This window comes from Streptomyces pristinaespiralis (assembly GCF_001278075.1).
In the GTDB taxonomy this organism is placed as follows: Bacteria; Actinomycetota; Actinomycetes; order Streptomycetales; family Streptomycetaceae; genus Streptomyces; species Streptomyces pristinaespiralis.
The window spans coordinates 7,044,101-7,059,280 of the sequence record NZ_CP011340.1; the positions used below are offsets into that span (position 1 = coordinate 7,044,101).

Consider the following 15,180-nt stretch of genomic DNA (forward strand, 5'->3'; position numbering starts at 1 on the left):
ACCATGAGCAAGACCCTGATCCGCGGTGCGAAGGTACTCGGCGGCGAGCCCCAGGACGTACTGATCGACGGCGCGACCGTCGAGCGCGTCGGCACCGGCATCGAGGCCGGGGACGCGACCGTGATCGAGGCCCACGGGCAGATCCTGCTGCCGGGCCTGGTCGACCTGCACACCCACCTGCGCGAGCCGGGCCGTGAGGACTCCGAGACGGTCCTCACCGGCACCCGCGCGGCCGCGAGCGGCGGCTACACGGCCGTGTTCGCCATGGCCAACACCTTCCCGGTCGCCGACACCGCCGGCGTGGTGGAGCAGGTCTACCGGCTCGGCAAGGAGTCCGGCTACTGCGACGTCCAGCCCATCGGCGCGGTCACCGTCGGCCTCGAGGGCAAGAAGCTCGCCGAGCTCGGCGCCATGCACGAGTCCGCGGCCGGCGTCACCGTCTTCTCCGACGACGGCAAGTGCGTCGACGACGCCGTGATGATGCGGCGCGCCCTGGAGTACGTGAAGGCCTTCGGCGGCGTCATCGCCCAGCACGCCCAGGAGCCGCGCCTCACCGAGGGCGCCCAGATGAACGAGGGCATCGTCTCCGCGGAGCTCGGGCTCGGCGGCTGGCCGGCCGTCGCGGAGGAGTCGATCATCGCCCGTGACGTCCTGCTCGCCGAGCACGTCGGCTCCCGTGTCCACATCTGCCACCTGTCGACCGCCGGCTCCGTCGAGATCGTCCGCTGGGCCAAGTCCCGCGGCATCGACGTCACCGCCGAGGTCACCCCGCACCACCTGCTGCTGACCGACGAGCTGGTCCGCTCGTACAACCCGGTCTACAAGGTCAACCCGCCGCTGCGCACCGAGCGCGACGTCATGGCGCTGCGCGAGGCGCTGGCGGACGGCACGATCGACATCGTCGCCACCGACCACGCCCCGCACCCGCACGAGGACAAGGACTGCGAGTGGGCCGCCGCCGCCATGGGCATGGTGGGCCTGGAGACCGCGCTGTCCGTCGTCCAGCAGACGATGGTCGAGACGGGACTGCTCGACTGGGCGGGCGTCGCCGACCGGATGTCCTTCAAGCCCGCCGTCATCGGCGGGGCCAAGGGCCACGGACGGCCCGTCTCGGCTGGTGAGCCCGCGAACCTCACCCTGGTGGATCCGGCATACCGTGGAGCGGTGGACCCCGCGGGCTTCGCCTCCCGCAGCCGCAACACCCCCTACGAGGGCCGTGAGCTGCCGGGACGCGTCACGCACACCTTCCTGCGGGGCCGGGCAACGGTTGTGGACGGGAAGCTGGCGTGACACCTGCACTGATGATTCTGGCCGCCGAGCAGAAGTCGGCGGAGGTGACGGACTGGGCCGCGCGCATCGGCTGGGTCGTCGGACTGCTGGCCTTCGTCGCCTTCGTCTACTGGCTGATGCGCCAGGGATGGAAGTGGCGCGGCAGCCTCCAGTCGGACCTGCCCGAGCTGCCCGGCGTGCCCGCGGAGCCGGGTGACACCAAACTGGCCATGACCGGCCGCTACCACGGGTCCACGACCGCCGGGCAGTGGCTCGACCGGATCGTCGCCCACGGGCTCGGCACCCGCAGCCGCGTCGAGCTCACGCTCACCGATTCGGGACTGGCCGTGGTGCGTCCCGGTGCGCAGGACTTCTTCGTACCGGTGGGGGCGCTGCGCGAGGCCCGGCTCGACAAGGGCATCGCCGGCAAGGTCCTCGCGGAGGGCGGTCTGCTGATCGTCACCTGGGCGCACGGCGACAAGCTGATCGACTCGGGTTTCCGCTCCGACCACGCGGCCGGGCAGAGCGAATGGGTCGACACCCTGAACGACATGATCAAGACGACGGAAGGCACCGCACGATGACGACCTCCACCCGGGGAGCCGCCGCCGCTCCCGCCGTACTCGTCCTGGAGGACGGCCGCACCTTCCGCGGCCGTGCTTACGGGGCCGTGGGGGAGACCTTCGGCGAGGCGGTGTTCAACACCGGCATGACGGGCTACCAGGAGACGCTGACGGACCCGTCGTACCACCGCCAGGTCGTGGTCATGACCGCGCCGCACGTCGGCAACACCGGCGTCAACGACGAGGACGACGAGTCCAAGAAGATCTGGGTCGCCGGCTACGTCGTGCGCGACCCCGCCCGTATCCCCTCGAACTGGCGCTCCCGCCGCACCCTCGACGACGAACTGGAGTCCCAGGGCGTCGTCGGCATCAGCGGCATCGACACCCGCGCCCTCACCCGCCACCTGCGTGAGCGCGGCGCGATGCGCGTCGGCATCTTCTCAGGTGACGCCCTCGCGGACGAGGCGACGCTGCTCGCCCGGGTCCTCGAGGCGCCCGAGATGAAGGGCGCCGACCTGTCCGCGGAGGTCGCCACCACAGAGGCGTACGTCGTCCCGGCGATCGGCGAGAAGAAGTTCACCGTCGCCGCGCTCGATCTGGGCATCAAGGGCATGACGCCGCACCGCATGGCGGAGCGCGGCATAGAGGTCCACGTCCTGCCCGGCACGGCCACCGCGGAGGAGGTCTACTCCGTCGCGCCCGACGGTGTCTTCCTCTCCAACGGCCCCGGCGACCCGGCCACCGCCGACCTGACCGTCATCCGGGCGGTCCTGGAGCGCGGGACGCCGCTGTTCGGCATCTGTTTCGGCAACCAGCTCCTCGGCCGCGCGCTCGGCTTCGGCACCTACAAGCTGAAGTACGGCCACCGCGGCATCAACCAGCCCGTGCAGGACCGCACGACCGGCAAGGTCGAGGTCACCGCGCACAACCACGGATTCGCCGTCGAGGCCCCCCTCGACAAGGTGTCCGACACCCCCTACGGCCGTGCCGAGGTCTCCCACGTCTGCCTCAACGACAACGTGGTGGAGGGCCTCCAGCTGCTCGACCAGCCGGCCTTCAGCGTCCAGTACCACCCCGAAGCGGCCGCCGGCCCGCACGACGCCGCGTACCTCTTCGACCGCTTCGTAGCCCTGATGGAGGCCGAGCGTGCCTAAGCGCACCGATATCCAGTCCGTCCTGGTCATCGGCTCCGGCCCGATCGTCATCGGTCAGGCCGCCGAGTTCGACTACTCCGGCACCCAGGCCTGCCGCGTCCTCAAGGCCGAGGGCCTGCGCGTCATCCTGGTGAACTCCAACCCGGCGACGATCATGACCGACCCGGAGATCGCCGACGCCACGTACGTCGAGCCGATCACCCCCGAGTTCGTCGAGAAGATCATCGCCAAGGAGCGCCCCGACGCGCTGCTGCCCACCCTCGGCGGCCAGACCGCGCTCAACACGGCCATCTCCATGCACGAGCAGGGTGTGCTGGAGAAGTACGGCGTCGAGCTCATCGGCGCCAACGTCGAGGCGATCAACAAGGGCGAGGACCGCGACCTGTTCAAGGGCGTCGTCGAGGCCGTCAACGCCAAGATCGGCCACGGCGAGTCCGCCCGCTCGGTCATCTGCCACTCGATGGACGACGTCATCAAGGGCGTCGACACCCTCGGCGGCTACCCCGTCGTCGTCCGCCCGTCCTTCACCATGGGCGGCGCCGGCTCCGGCTTCGCCCACGACGAGGAGGAACTGCGCCGCATCGCCGGCCAGGGCCTCACCCTCTCGCCGACCACCGAGGTGCTCCTGGAGGAGTCCATCCTCGGCTGGAAGGAGTACGAGCTGGAGCTGATGCGCGACAAGAACGACAACGTCGTGGTCGTCTGCTCCATCGAGAACTTCGACCCGATGGGCGTCCACACCGGCGACTCCATCACCGTCGCCCCGGCGATGACGCTGACCGACCGCGAGTACCAGCGGCTGCGCGACATCGGCATCGCGATCATCCGCGAGGTCGGCGTCGACACCGGCGGCTGCAACATCCAGTTCGCGGTGAACCCGGACGACGGCCGGATCATCGTCATCGAGATGAACCCGCGTGTCTCGCGGTCCTCCGCCCTCGCCTCCAAGGCCACCGGCTTCCCGATCGCCAAGATCGCCGCGAAGCTCGCCGTCGGCTACACGCTGGACGAGATCCCGAACGACATCACCGAGAAGACCCCGGCCTCCTTCGAGCCGACCCTCGACTACGTCGTCGTCAAGGCCCCGCGGTTCGCGTTCGAGAAGTTCCCCTCGGCCGACGCCACCCTCACCACGACCATGAAGTCCGTCGGCGAGGCCATGGCCATCGGCCGGAACTTCACAGAGGCCCTGCAGAAGGCCCTGCGCTCGCTGGAGAAGAAGGGCAGCCAGTTCGCCTTCACCGGTGAGACCGGCGACAAGGACGAGCTGCTGCGCGAGGCGGTCCGTCCCACCGACGGCCGGATCAACACCGTCATGCAGGCCATCCGCGCCGGAGCCACCCCGCAGGAGGTCTTCGACGCGACGAAGATCGACCCGTGGTTCGTCGACCAGCTGTTCCTGATCAAGGAGCACGCGGACGAGCTCGCCGCCGCGGAGAAGCTCGACCCCGAGCTGCTCGCCGACGCCAAGCGCCACGGCTTCTCCGACGCCCAGATCGCCGAGATCCGCGGCCTGCGCGAGGACGTCGTGCGCGAGGTCCGCCACGCGCTCGGCATCCGCCCGGTCTACAAGACGGTCGACACCTGCGCCGCCGAGTTCGCCGCCCGCACCCCGTACTTCTACTCGTCCTACGACGAGGAGTCCGAGGTCGCGCCGCGCTCCAAGCCGGCGGTGATCATCCTCGGCTCCGGGCCGAACCGCATCGGCCAGGGCATCGAGTTCGACTACTCCTGTGTCCACGCCTCCTTCGCGCTGCACGACGCCGGGTACGAGACCGTGATGGTCAACTGCAACCCGGAGACCGTCTCCACGGACTACGACACCTCCGACCGCCTGTACTTCGAGCCGCTGACGCTCGAGGACGTGCTCGAGATCGTGCACGCCGAGTCGCTGGCCGGCCCGATCGCCGGTGTCGTCGTCCAGCTCGGCGGCCAGACCCCGCTGGGCCTGGCCCAGGCGCTCAAGGACAACGGCGTCCCGGTCGTCGGCACCCCGCCGGAGGCCATCCACGCCGCCGAGGACCGCGGCGCGTTCGGCCAGGTGCTCGCCGAGGCCGGGCTGCCCGCGCCGAAGCACGGCACCGCCACCACCTTCGCCGGCGCCAAGGCCATCGCCGACGAGATCGGCTACCCGGTCCTGGTCCGCCCGTCGTACGTGCTCGGCGGCCGCGGCATGGAGATCGTGTACGACGAGGCGCGCCTCGAGGCGTACATCGCCGAGTCCACCGAGATCTCCCCGACCCGCCCGGTGCTGGTCGACCGCTTCCTCGACGACGCCATCGAGATCGACGTCGACGCCCTCTACGACGGCCACGAGCTCTACCTCGGCGGCGTGATGGAGCACATCGAGGAGGCCGGCATCCACTCCGGCGACTCGGCCTGCGCCCTGCCCCCGATCACGCTCGGCGGCTTCGACATCAAGCGGCTGCGCGCCTCCACGGAGGCCATCGCCAAGGGTGTCGGCGTGCGCGGACTGATCAACATCCAGTTCGCGATGGCCGGCGACATCCTCTACGTCCTCGAGGCCAACCCGCGCGCCTCCCGGACCGTGCCCTTCACCTCGAAGGCGACCGCTGTCCCGCTGGCCAAGGCCGCCGCCCGTATCTCGCTCGGCGCCACCGTCGCCGAACTGCGCGAGGAAGGCATGCTGCCGAGGAACGGCGACGGCGGCACCCTGCCGCTCGACGCGCCGATCTCCGTCAAGGAGGCCGTCATGCCGTGGTCGCGCTTCCGCGACGTGCACGGCCGCGGTGTGGACACCGTCCTCGGCCCTGAGATGCGTTCCACCGGCGAGGTCATGGGCATCGACACGGTCTTCGGCACGGCGTACGCCAAGTCGCAGGCCGGCGCGTACGGCCCGCTGCCCACCAAGGGCCGCGCGTTCGTCTCCGTCGCCAACCGCGACAAGCGTTCGATGATCTTCCCGGCCCGCGAGCTGGTTGCTCACGGCTTCGAGCTGATGGCCACCTCCGGGACCGCCGAGGTCCTCAAGCGCAACGGCATCAACGCGACCGTCGTGCGCAAGCAGTCGGAGGGCGAGGGGCCGGACGGTGAGAAGACCATCGTCCAGCTGATCCACGACGGCGAGGTCGACCTCATCGTCAACACCCCCTACGGCACCGGCGGCCGCCTCGACGGCTACGAGATCCGCACCGCCGCCGTCGCGCGGGGCGTCCCGTGCCTGACGACGGTGCAGGCGCTCGCCGCCGCCGTCCAGGGCATCGACGCGCTCAACCGCGGCGACGTCGGCGTCCGTTCACTGCAGGAACACGCGGAACACCTGACCGCGGCCCGCGACTAGCAACGACGAGGGGGACACCGGAAACGGTGTCCCCCTCCTCATGAGGACACCACTTCCCATGTACAAGTTCTTCTTCGACCTGGTCTTCAAGCGGATGGACCCGGAGCAGGCCCACCACCTGGCCTTCCGCTGGATCCGGCTCGCGGTCCGCGTCCCCGTCCTGCGCACGTTCGCCGCCGCGGTCCTGGCGCCCCGCTTCAAGGAACTGCGCACCGAGGCGCTCGGCCTGCGGATGCACGGCCCCTTCGGTCTCGCGGCCGGTTTCGACAAGAACGCCGTCGCCGTCGACGGCATGTCGATGCTCGGCTTCGACCACGTCGAGATCGGCACGGTCACCGCGCAGCCGCAGCCCGGCAACCCCAAGAAGCGCCTCTTCCGGCTCGTCGCCGACCGCGCCCTGATCAACCGGATGGGCTTCAACAACGACGGCTCGGCCGCCGTGGCCGAGCGGCTCGCCGCCCGCCGCGAGATCTTCCGCACCGTCGTCGGCGTCAACATCGGCAAGACCAAGGTCGTCCCGGAGGAGGAGGCGGTCGGTGACTACGTGACCTCCACCGAGCGGCTGGCCGCCCACGCCGACTACCTCGTCGTCAACGTCTCCTCGCCGAACACCCCCGGCCTGCGCAACCTCCAGGCCACCGAGTCGCTGCGTCCGCTGCTGACCGCCGTACGTGAGGCGGCCGACCGCACGGTGACGGACCGCCGCGTCCCGCTGCTCGTCAAGATCGCCCCCGACCTCGCGGACGAGGACGTCGACGCCGTCGCGGACCTCGCCCTGGAGCTGGGCCTGGACGGCATCATCGCCACCAACACCACCATCGCGCGCGAGGGCCTCGGCCTGACGTCCCCGGCAGAGCTGGTGAAGGAGACCGGCGGGCTGTCCGGCCGCCCCGTCAAGGAGCGCTCCCTGGCGGTCCTGCGCCGCCTCTACGCCCGTGTGGGCGACCGCATCACCCTCGTCGGCGTCGGCGGCATCGAGAACGCGGAGGACGCCTGGCAGCGCATCCTCGCCGGCGCCACCCTCGTCCAGGGCTACAGCGCCTTCATCTACGAGGGTCCCTTCTACGCCCGCGCCATCCACAAGGGCCTCGCCGCGCGCCTCGCGGCGAGCCCCTACGCCACCCTCGCCGAGGCCGTCGGCGCCGAGACGCGAAAGGCCGCTTCATGACCCTCCAGGAAACCTTCGGCGCACGCCTCCGCAGGGCCATGGACACCCGCGGACCGCTGTGTGTCGGCATCGACCCGCACGCCTCGCTGCTCACCGCGTGGGGGCTGAACGACGACGTCGACGGCCTCGAGCGGTTCACCCGGACCACCGTCGAGGCACTGGCCGACCGGGTCGCCGTCCTGAAGCCGCAGTCCGCGTTCTTCGAGCGCTTCGGCTCGCGCGGCATCGCCGTGCTGGAGAAGGCCGTGGCGGAGGCGCGCGCCGCCGGTGCGCTGGTCCTGATGGACGCCAAGCGGGGCGACATCGGCTCGACCATGGGCGCGTACGCGGAGACGTACCTGCGCAAGGACTCCCCGCTGTTCTCCGACGCGGTCACCGTCTCCCCGTACCTGGGCTTCGGATCGCTGCGCCCGGCCCTGGACCAGGCCGTGCTGAGCGGCTGCGGAGTCTTCGTGCTGGCGCTCACCTCCAACCCGGAGGGAGCGGAGGTGCAGCGCTCGACCGCGGCCGGCGGGAAGTCGCTGGCCCAGGTGATGCTCGACCACATGGCCGCGGAGAACGCCGATGCGCAGCCCCTGGGCCCGGTGGGCGCGGTCGTCGGTGCGACGCTCGGCGACGCGGGCGTGGACCTCGACATCAACGGGCCGCTGCTCGCCCCGGGCATCGGCGCGCAGGGCGCGACACCGGCCGACCTTCCCGGGGTCTTCGGCGCGGCCGTCCGCAACGTGGTGCCGAGCGTGAGCCGCGGCGTCCTCAAGCACGGGCCGGACGCGGCGGGACTGCGCGACGCGGCCGCTCGGTTCGCCGACGAGATCCGCGCTGCGGTCGCCTCGGTGTGACGGCCGCCGCCGCGTCCCGCCGTGGGAGCTCTGTGTGCATACGGCGTCGGCTCTGCGTAACGCCGTCACCAGCGGCGCACGCGCGCGACGGCTCCATCGGGGGCGTCGGTGACCCCTCGCGGGGCGGGCCGAGGAGCGGCGCGGGAGCGGCGCCGGTGAACGGCCGGAAGATTCTTTGACAGTTTCTTCACGCAAATCCCGGTCTTTTTGCCTGAATTGTCCTGGTCGGTCGATGCTGACCAGGACTTTTCGTCTGTTCTCGCTGACTGGAGCGGCCTTGGCCGCTAGTCTCCGTCGAAGAGAACGTGCAGGGCAGAAGCGCTGCGTTGCTCGTTGCTCCCCCTGGTGTGGGGCGACTAGGTTCCTCACCGGTCCCGTATCCGACAGTTCGACATCCGAGGTGACGTAGGCGTGGCTCTTCCGCCCCTTACCCCTGAACAGCGCGCAGCCGCGCTCGAAAAGGCCGCCGCGGCTCGCCGGGAGCGGGCCGAGGTCAAGAATCGACTCAAGCACTCCGGCGCCTCGCTCCACGAGGTCATCAAGCAGGGCCAGGAGAACGACGTCATCGGCAAGATGAAGGTCTCCGCCCTCCTGGAGTCCCTGCCCGGCGTGGGCAAGGTCCGCGCCAAGCAGATCATGGAGAGGCTCGGCATCTCCGAGAGCCGCCGGGTCCGTGGTCTCGGCTCCAACCAGATCGCCTCCCTCGAGCGCGAGTTCGGCGGCGGCGCCGCCTGACGTTCCCGGGCACTCCCGGGAGGCTGGAATAATCGCTGCATGGCAGCAGAGGTACGTCCGCGGCTGACCGTGCTCTCCGGCCCCTCAGGGGTCGGCAAGAGCACGGTCGTCGCTCATATGCGCAAGGTCCACCCCGACGTCTGGCTCTCGGTGTCGGCGACCACCAGGAAGCCGCGTCCCGGCGAGAAGCACGGCGTCCAGTACTTCTTCGTCAGCGACGAGGAGTTCGACAAGCTGATCGCCAACGGCGAGCTGCTGGAGTGGGCCGAGTTCGCGGGCAACCGCTACGGCACACCCCGTCGCGCGGTCCTCGACCGCCTGGAGGCGGGCGAGCCGGTGCTGCTGGAGATCGATCTCCAGGGCGCCCGGCAGGTGAAGGAGTCCATGCCGGACTCCCGGCTGGTCTTCCTGGCCCCGCCGAGCTGGGAGGAACTGGTCCGCCGCCTCACCGGCCGCGGCACCGAGTCCCCCGAGGTCATCGAGCGCCGGCTGACGGTCGCCAAGGTGGAACTGGCGGCCGAGTCGGAGTTCGACACCACCCTGGTCAACACCTCCGTCGAGGACGTGGCCCGTGAGCTGCTAGCCTTGATGGCAGTTGTTTGATCTTTTGTCCGATCTTTCTGCAAGTTCTTCGGAAGGCATAGCGTGTCCTCTTCCATCACCGCGCCCGAGGGCATCATCAACCCTCCGATCGACGAGCTGCTCGAGGCGACCGACTCGAAGTACAGCCTCGTGATCTACGCCGCCAAGCGCGCGCGTCAGATCAACGCGTACTACTCGCAGCTCGGTGAGGGCCTGCTCGAGTACGTCGGGCCGCTCGTGGACACCCACGTCCACGAGAAGCCGCTCTCGATCGCCCTGCGTGAGATCAACGCGGGTCTGCTGACCTCCGAGGCCATCGAGGGCCCGGCCCAGTAAGCGCGGCCAGTTCTTATCCACAGGCCCGGCGGACTGTCCGCCGGGCCTGTGGTGTGCGTCGAGGGCGGTGCGGGACGCTCGTCCGCGAGTGATGCAGCATGAGGACGTAACGATCCGGGCCCAACGACCGGTGGGCACCAGTGGAGGCGGGAGACGCGGTGGTGGACGCAGTGGACGGTTCGGTGGACGCGGCGGTCAGGCCGAAGGTGGTGCTGGGCGTGAGCGGCGGCATCGCCGCCTACAAGGCCTGCGAGCTGCTGCGCAGGCTCACGGAGTCGGGCCACGAGGTCCGGGTCGTGCCGACGGCGTCGGCGCTGCAGTTCGTCGGCGCGCCGACCTGGTCCGCGCTCTCCGGGCAGCCCGTCCACACCGACGTCTGGTCGGACGTCCACGAGGTCCCGCACGTACGCATCGGACAGCACGCCGACCTCGTCGTCGTGGCGCCCGCCACCGCGGACATGCTCGCCAAGGCCGCCCACGGGCTCGCCGACGACCTCCTCACGAACACCCTGCTCACCGCCCGCTGTCCGGTCGTCTTCGCCCCGGCGATGCACACGGAGATGTGGGAGCACCCCGCCACCCAGGAGAACGTCGCCACCCTGCGCCGCCGCGGCGCCGTCGTGATCGAGCCCGCCGTGGGCCGGCTCACCGGCGTCGACACCGGAAAGGGGCGGCTGCCCGACCCGGGCGAGATCTTCGAGATCTGCCGCCGCGTCCTCGCCCGCGGGGTCGAGGCGCCCGACCTGGCCGGCCGTCATGTCGTCGTCAGCGCGGGCGGCACCCGCGAACCCCTCGACCCGGTGCGCTACCTCGGCAACCGCTCCTCCGGAAAGCAGGGCTACGCGCTCGCCCGCACCGCGGCCGCCCGCGGGGCCCGCGTCACCCTCGTCGAGGCGAACACCGGGATGCCGGACCCGGCAGGCGTCGACGTCGTCCACGTCGGCACGGCGGTGCAGCTGCGGGAGGCCGTGCTCAAGGCCGCCGCGGACGCCGACGCCGTCGTCATGGCGGCCGCCGTCGCGGACTTCCGCCCCGCCGCCTACGCCGAGGGGAAGATCAAGAAGAAGGACGGCGTGGAGGCCCCGGTGGTGACGCTGGTGCGCAACCCCGACATCCTCGCCGAGATCTCCGCGGACCGGGCCCGCCCCGGACAGGTGATCGTCGGCTTCGCCGCGGAGACCGACGACGTCCTCGCCAACGGCCGCGACAAGCTGCGCCGCAAGGGCTGCGACCTGCTCGTCGTCAACGAGGTGGGGGAGCACAGGACCTTCGGCGCGGAGGTCAACGAGGCCGTCGTGCTCGCCGCGGACGGCGGTGAGACACCGGTTCCGCACGGACCCAAGGAAGCCCTCGCCGACACGGTCTGGGACCTCGTCGTGCCCCGGCTCGCCTGAGCCTGTCCCGCGCTCTCCCAGGGGCTGCCGCGAAGCTCCCGTGAACGCAGGGCGACACGGGGCGACGGGCCGACCACGCAAACCTGTGAAATGTGGCGAATCGCTCACTCCCAGACGCTATCGTCGTACCGTCTCGGCCGTGGCCCCAGGTCAGCGGACTCCCAGCCTGCGAGACGGGTTGTCCGGTCCCGGAGCGCGACCGATAAACTGGTCGCGGAACGTCGCGGGGCGCAGCCCCCTGCCGGTCCGTCAATGATCAGCCAGCAGCCGCTGCAACCCCAGGGAGCGATGTGTCCCGCCGTCTCTTCACCTCGGAGTCCGTGACCGAGGGTCACCCCGACAAGATCGCCGACCAGATCAGCGACACGATTCTCGACGCCCTCCTCCGGGAGGACCCCACTTCCCGGGTAGCCGTGGAGACCCTGATCACCACCGGCCTTGTGCACGTCGCCGGTGAGGTCACCACCAAGGCTTACGCCGACATCCCCACGCTCGTGCGCAGCAAGATCCTGGAGATCGGCTACGACTCCTCGAAGAAGGGCTTCGACGGGGCCTCCTGCGGCGTCTCCGTCTCCATCGGCGCGCAGTCCCCGGACATCGCCCAGGGAGTCGACACCGCGTACGAGAAGCGCGTCGAGGGCGACGAGGACGAGCTCGACAAGCAGGGTGCCGGCGACCAGGGCCTGATGTTCGGCTACGCCTGCGACGAGACGCCCGAGCTGATGCCGCTGCCGATCCACCTGGCGCACCGGCTCTCCCGCCGCCTGTCCGAGGTCCGCAAGAACGGCACCATCCCGTACCTGCGCCCGGACGGTAAGACCCAGGTCACCATCGAGTACGACGGCGACAAGGCCGTCCGCCTCGACACCGTGGTGGTCTCCTCGCAGCACGCCTCCGACATCGACCTGGACTCGCTGCTCGCCCCGGACATCCGTGAGTTCGTCGTCGAGCACGTCCTGAAGCAGCTCGTCGAGGACGGCATCAAGCTCGACACCGACGGCTACCGCCTCCTGGTGAACCCGACCGGCCGTTTCGAGATCGGCGGCCCGATGGGCGACGCCGGCCTGACCGGCCGCAAGATCATCATCGACACGTACGGCGGCATGGCCCGCCACGGCGGCGGCGCGTTCTCCGGCAAGGACCCGTCCAAGGTCGACCGTTCCGCCGCGTACGCGATGCGCTGGGTCGCCAAGAACGTCGTCGCCGCGGGCCTCGCCTCCCGCTGCGAGGTCCAGGTCGCCTACGCCATCGGCAAGGCCGAGCCCGTCGGCCTGTTCGTCGAGACGTTCGGCACCGCGACGGTCGACGTCGAGAAGATCGAGCAGGCCATCGCCGCGGTCTTCGACCTCCGGCCGGCCGCGATCATCCGCGACCTCGACCTGCTGCGGCCGATCTACGCCCAGACCGCGGCGTACGGCCACTTCGGCCGCGAGCTGCCCGACTTCACCTGGGAGCGCACGGACCGCGTGGACGCGCTGCGTGCGGCGGCGGGCCTGTAACCCACCCCGTACACGGCTCCACGAAGGCCGTACACGGCTTCATGAGAAGCCCCGGACCGCTCGGGCGGTCCGGGGCTTCCGGCATGCCGGCGCGGGCCGCTGCCGGAGGGGCGCCGGGCGTGCGGCGCTGTCAGTGGTCTCTGGCAGGATTTGGCTGTGAGCAGCGAGGACAAGCAGCCGTCCGAGCCCGTCGGCGACGGGCCGGAGCAGCTTGCCCTCATCCGCGAGAGCGTCCGCAAGGCCAAGGTGCCCAAGGCAAAGCCACGCACCTGGCGCGGAGCGGCGCTCGCCAAGGAGCTCCCGGTCGCCCGGGTCATGGTCAACAAGGGCGCCCTCCACCTCGATCAGTTCTTCGACTACGCCGTCCCTGAGGAGCTGGACGCCGACGCCAGGCCCGGAGTGCGGGTGCGGGTGCGCTTCGGCGCCGGAGCGCACCGCGTCCGCGGCGGGCGCCGTGAAGGCGGCGGCCTGATCGACGGCTTCCTCATCGAGCGGCGCGCCGAATCCGACTACCAGGGGGCGCTCGCCGCGCTCGCCTACGTCGTCTCGCCGGAGCCGGTCCTCAGCCCCGAGATCCTGTCCCTCGCGCGCGCCGTCGCCGACCGTTACGCGGGCAGCCTCGCCGACGTGCTCCAGCTCGCCGTGCCCCCGAGGAACGGCAGGGCCGAGGCCGCCCCCTCCCCGGAACCGCTGCCGCCGCCCCCCGCCCCTGCCCCCGCCACCTGGCAGCGGTACGAGCGGGGCCCGGCCTTCATCGAGGCCCTGGCCGCCGGCGGAGCGCCACGCGCCGTGTGGACCGCGCTGCCCGGACCGCACTGGCCCGACGAACTCGCCCGCGCCGTCGCCGCGACCCTCGCGTCCGGGCGGGGCGCCCTCGTCGTCGTCCCCGACGGCCGGCGCGTCGCCCGCGTGGACGCCGCGCTCACGGCCCTGCTCGGCGAAGGGCGGCACGCACTGCTGACCGCCGAATCCGGCCCCGAGAAGCGCTACCGGCAATGGCTGGCGGTCCGCCGCGGCTCCGTCCGAGCGGCCGTCGGCACCAGGGCCGCCATGTTCGCCCCCGTGCAAGACCTCGGACTCGTCGTCGTCTGGGACGACGGCGACTCCAGCCACAGCGACGACCGGGCCCCCTTCCCCCACGTCCGCGAAGTCCTCGAGCTACGGGCCACCCACGACCGGTGCGGGTTCCTGCTCGGCAGCACCAGCTGCACCGTCGAGGCCGCCCAGCTCGTCGAGAGCCGCTGGGCTGCGCCGCTCGTCGCCGACCGGGCACAGGCCCGGGCCGTCGCCCCGGTGGTCCGGACGGTCGGCGACCACGACCTCGCCAGGGACGAGGCCGCCCGTGCGGCCCGCCTGCCCAGCATCGCCTGGCAGGCGGTCAGGGACGGGCTCGCCGACGGGCCCGTTCTCGTCCAGGTCCCGAGGCGCGGCTACGTGCCGAGGCTCGCCTGCGAGCGCTGCCGCACGCCCGCCCGCTGCCGCCACTGCGCCGGACCCCTCGAAGCACCCGACGAGCGCGACCTGAGGTGCGGCTGGTGCGGGCGCGGGGAGACCCAATGGCACTGCGGCGCCTGCGGGGCCACCAGGCTGCGGGCGCAGATCGTCGGCGCCCGGCGCACCGCGGAGGAACTGGGCCGCGCGTTTCCGGCCGTGCCGGTCCGGACCTCCGGGCGCGACCACATCCTCGACAGCGTGCCGTCGCGTCCCGCACTCGTCGTCTCCACGCCCGGCGCGGAGCCCGTCGCGGACGGCGGGTACGCGGCCGCGGCGCTCCTCGACGGCTGGGCCATGCTCGGCCGGCCCGACCTGCGCGCCGGCGAGGAGGCGCTGCGCCGCTGGATCGCCGCGGCCGCGCTCGTGCGCCCCCAGTCGGAAGGCGGAGTGGTCGTCGTGGTCGCGGAACCGACCCTGCGGCCCGTGCAGGCACTCGTCCGCTGGGACCCGGTCGGGCACGCCCTGCGCGAGCTCGCCGAGCGCGCCGAGCTCGGCTTTCCGCCGGTGTCGCGGATGGCGGAGGTCGTCGGAGCGGCTCCGGCCGTGACGGCCTTCCTGGCGGACGTGGAGCTGCCGCCGGACGCGGAGGTACTCGGCCCCGTACCGCTGCCCGTCCCCGAGCGCCCCGGCGCCCGCCGGCCCGACGCGCCTGCGGCGGTCCGGGCGCTGCTCCGGGTGCCGCCGGGAAGCGGCTCGGCGCTGGCCGCCGCCCTCAAATCGGCCCAGGCCGCGCGCTTGGCCCGGGGCGGCCAGGACCAGGTGCGCCTCCGCATCGACCCACCGGACATCGGCTGACACGGCCGGGGGCGTGGGGGGCGTGGCCGGGGTCCGGCGGCACAGTGCGCC

General features: G+C 71.6%; 12 protein-coding genes. All 12 read left to right on the forward strand.

Going from position 1 to position 15,180, the window contains the following annotated elements; genetic code table 11:
- Positions 1-3: 3 nt before the first annotated feature.
- The 12 genes from SPRI_RS30225 to SPRI_RS30280 all read left to right on the forward strand — a co-directional run bounded on the left by SPRI_RS30225 (position 4) and on the right by SPRI_RS30280 (position 15,129).
- Positions 4-1,290: a dihydroorotase gene (locus SPRI_RS30225; protein ID WP_005319871.1), complete on the forward strand. Its 1,287-nt coding sequence runs from the start codon at positions 4-6 to the stop codon at positions 1,288-1,290.
- Positions 1,291-1,301: 11 nt separating this feature from the next.
- Positions 1,302-1,853 (forward strand): PH-like domain-containing protein, encoded by a 552-nt coding sequence (locus SPRI_RS30230; protein ID WP_086025610.1) that lies wholly within the window; start codon positions 1,302-1,304, stop codon positions 1,851-1,853.
- Positions 1,850-2,986 (forward strand): glutamine-hydrolyzing carbamoyl-phosphate synthase small subunit, encoded by a 1,137-nt coding sequence (gene carA, locus SPRI_RS30235; RefSeq protein ID WP_005319877.1) that lies wholly within the window; start codon positions 1,850-1,852, stop codon positions 2,984-2,986. Before SPRI_RS30230 ends, carA begins: the two co-directional genes overlap by 4 nt.
- Positions 2,979-6,287: a carbamoyl-phosphate synthase large subunit gene (gene carB / locus SPRI_RS30240; protein WP_005319880.1), complete on the forward strand. Its 3,309-nt coding sequence runs from the start codon at positions 2,979-2,981 to the stop codon at positions 6,285-6,287. The genes carA and carB overlap by 8 nt, the downstream gene beginning before the upstream one ends.
- Before the next feature lie 58 nt (positions 6,288-6,345).
- Entirely contained in the window at positions 6,346-7,455 is a 1,110-nt protein-coding gene (locus SPRI_RS30245) for a quinone-dependent dihydroorotate dehydrogenase (protein WP_005319883.1), read from the forward strand.
- Positions 7,452-8,294 carry an orotidine-5'-phosphate decarboxylase gene (gene pyrF, locus SPRI_RS30250; RefSeq protein ID WP_005319884.1) on the forward strand — a complete coding sequence of 281 codons (843 nt, stop codon included), beginning with the start codon at positions 7,452-7,454 and terminating at the stop codon, positions 8,292-8,294. Before SPRI_RS30245 ends, pyrF begins: the two co-directional genes overlap by 4 nt.
- A gap of 411 nt (positions 8,295-8,705) precedes the next feature.
- Positions 8,706-9,029 carry an integration host factor gene (locus SPRI_RS30255; protein WP_005319887.1) on the forward strand — a complete coding sequence of 108 codons (324 nt, stop codon included), beginning with the start codon at positions 8,706-8,708 and terminating at the stop codon, positions 9,027-9,029.
- 39 nt (positions 9,030-9,068) lie between these two features.
- A complete protein-coding gene (gmk, locus tag SPRI_RS30260; RefSeq protein WP_005319889.1) occupies positions 9,069-9,632 on the forward strand; it encodes a guanylate kinase in 564 nt (187 codons plus the stop codon).
- Positions 9,633-9,674: 42 nt separating this feature from the next.
- Entirely contained in the window at positions 9,675-9,947 is a 273-nt protein-coding gene (rpoZ, locus tag SPRI_RS30265; RefSeq protein WP_005319902.1) for a DNA-directed RNA polymerase subunit omega, read from the forward strand.
- Between the two features lie 158 nt (positions 9,948-10,105).
- Positions 10,106-11,341, forward strand: coding sequence for a bifunctional phosphopantothenoylcysteine decarboxylase/phosphopantothenate--cysteine ligase CoaBC (gene coaBC / locus SPRI_RS30270; protein ID WP_234020447.1), 1,236 nt, complete (start codon positions 10,106-10,108; stop codon positions 11,339-11,341).
- Positions 11,342-11,631: 290 nt separating this feature from the next.
- Complete coding sequence (metK, locus tag SPRI_RS30275) at positions 11,632-12,840, forward strand: methionine adenosyltransferase (protein WP_005319909.1); 1,209 nt, start codon at positions 11,632-11,634, stop codon at positions 12,838-12,840.
- Positions 12,841-12,996: 156 nt separating this feature from the next.
- A complete protein-coding gene (locus tag SPRI_RS30280) occupies positions 12,997-15,129 on the forward strand; it encodes a primosomal protein N' (protein WP_053557518.1) in 2,133 nt (710 codons plus the stop codon).
- Positions 15,130-15,180 lie beyond the last annotated feature (51 nt).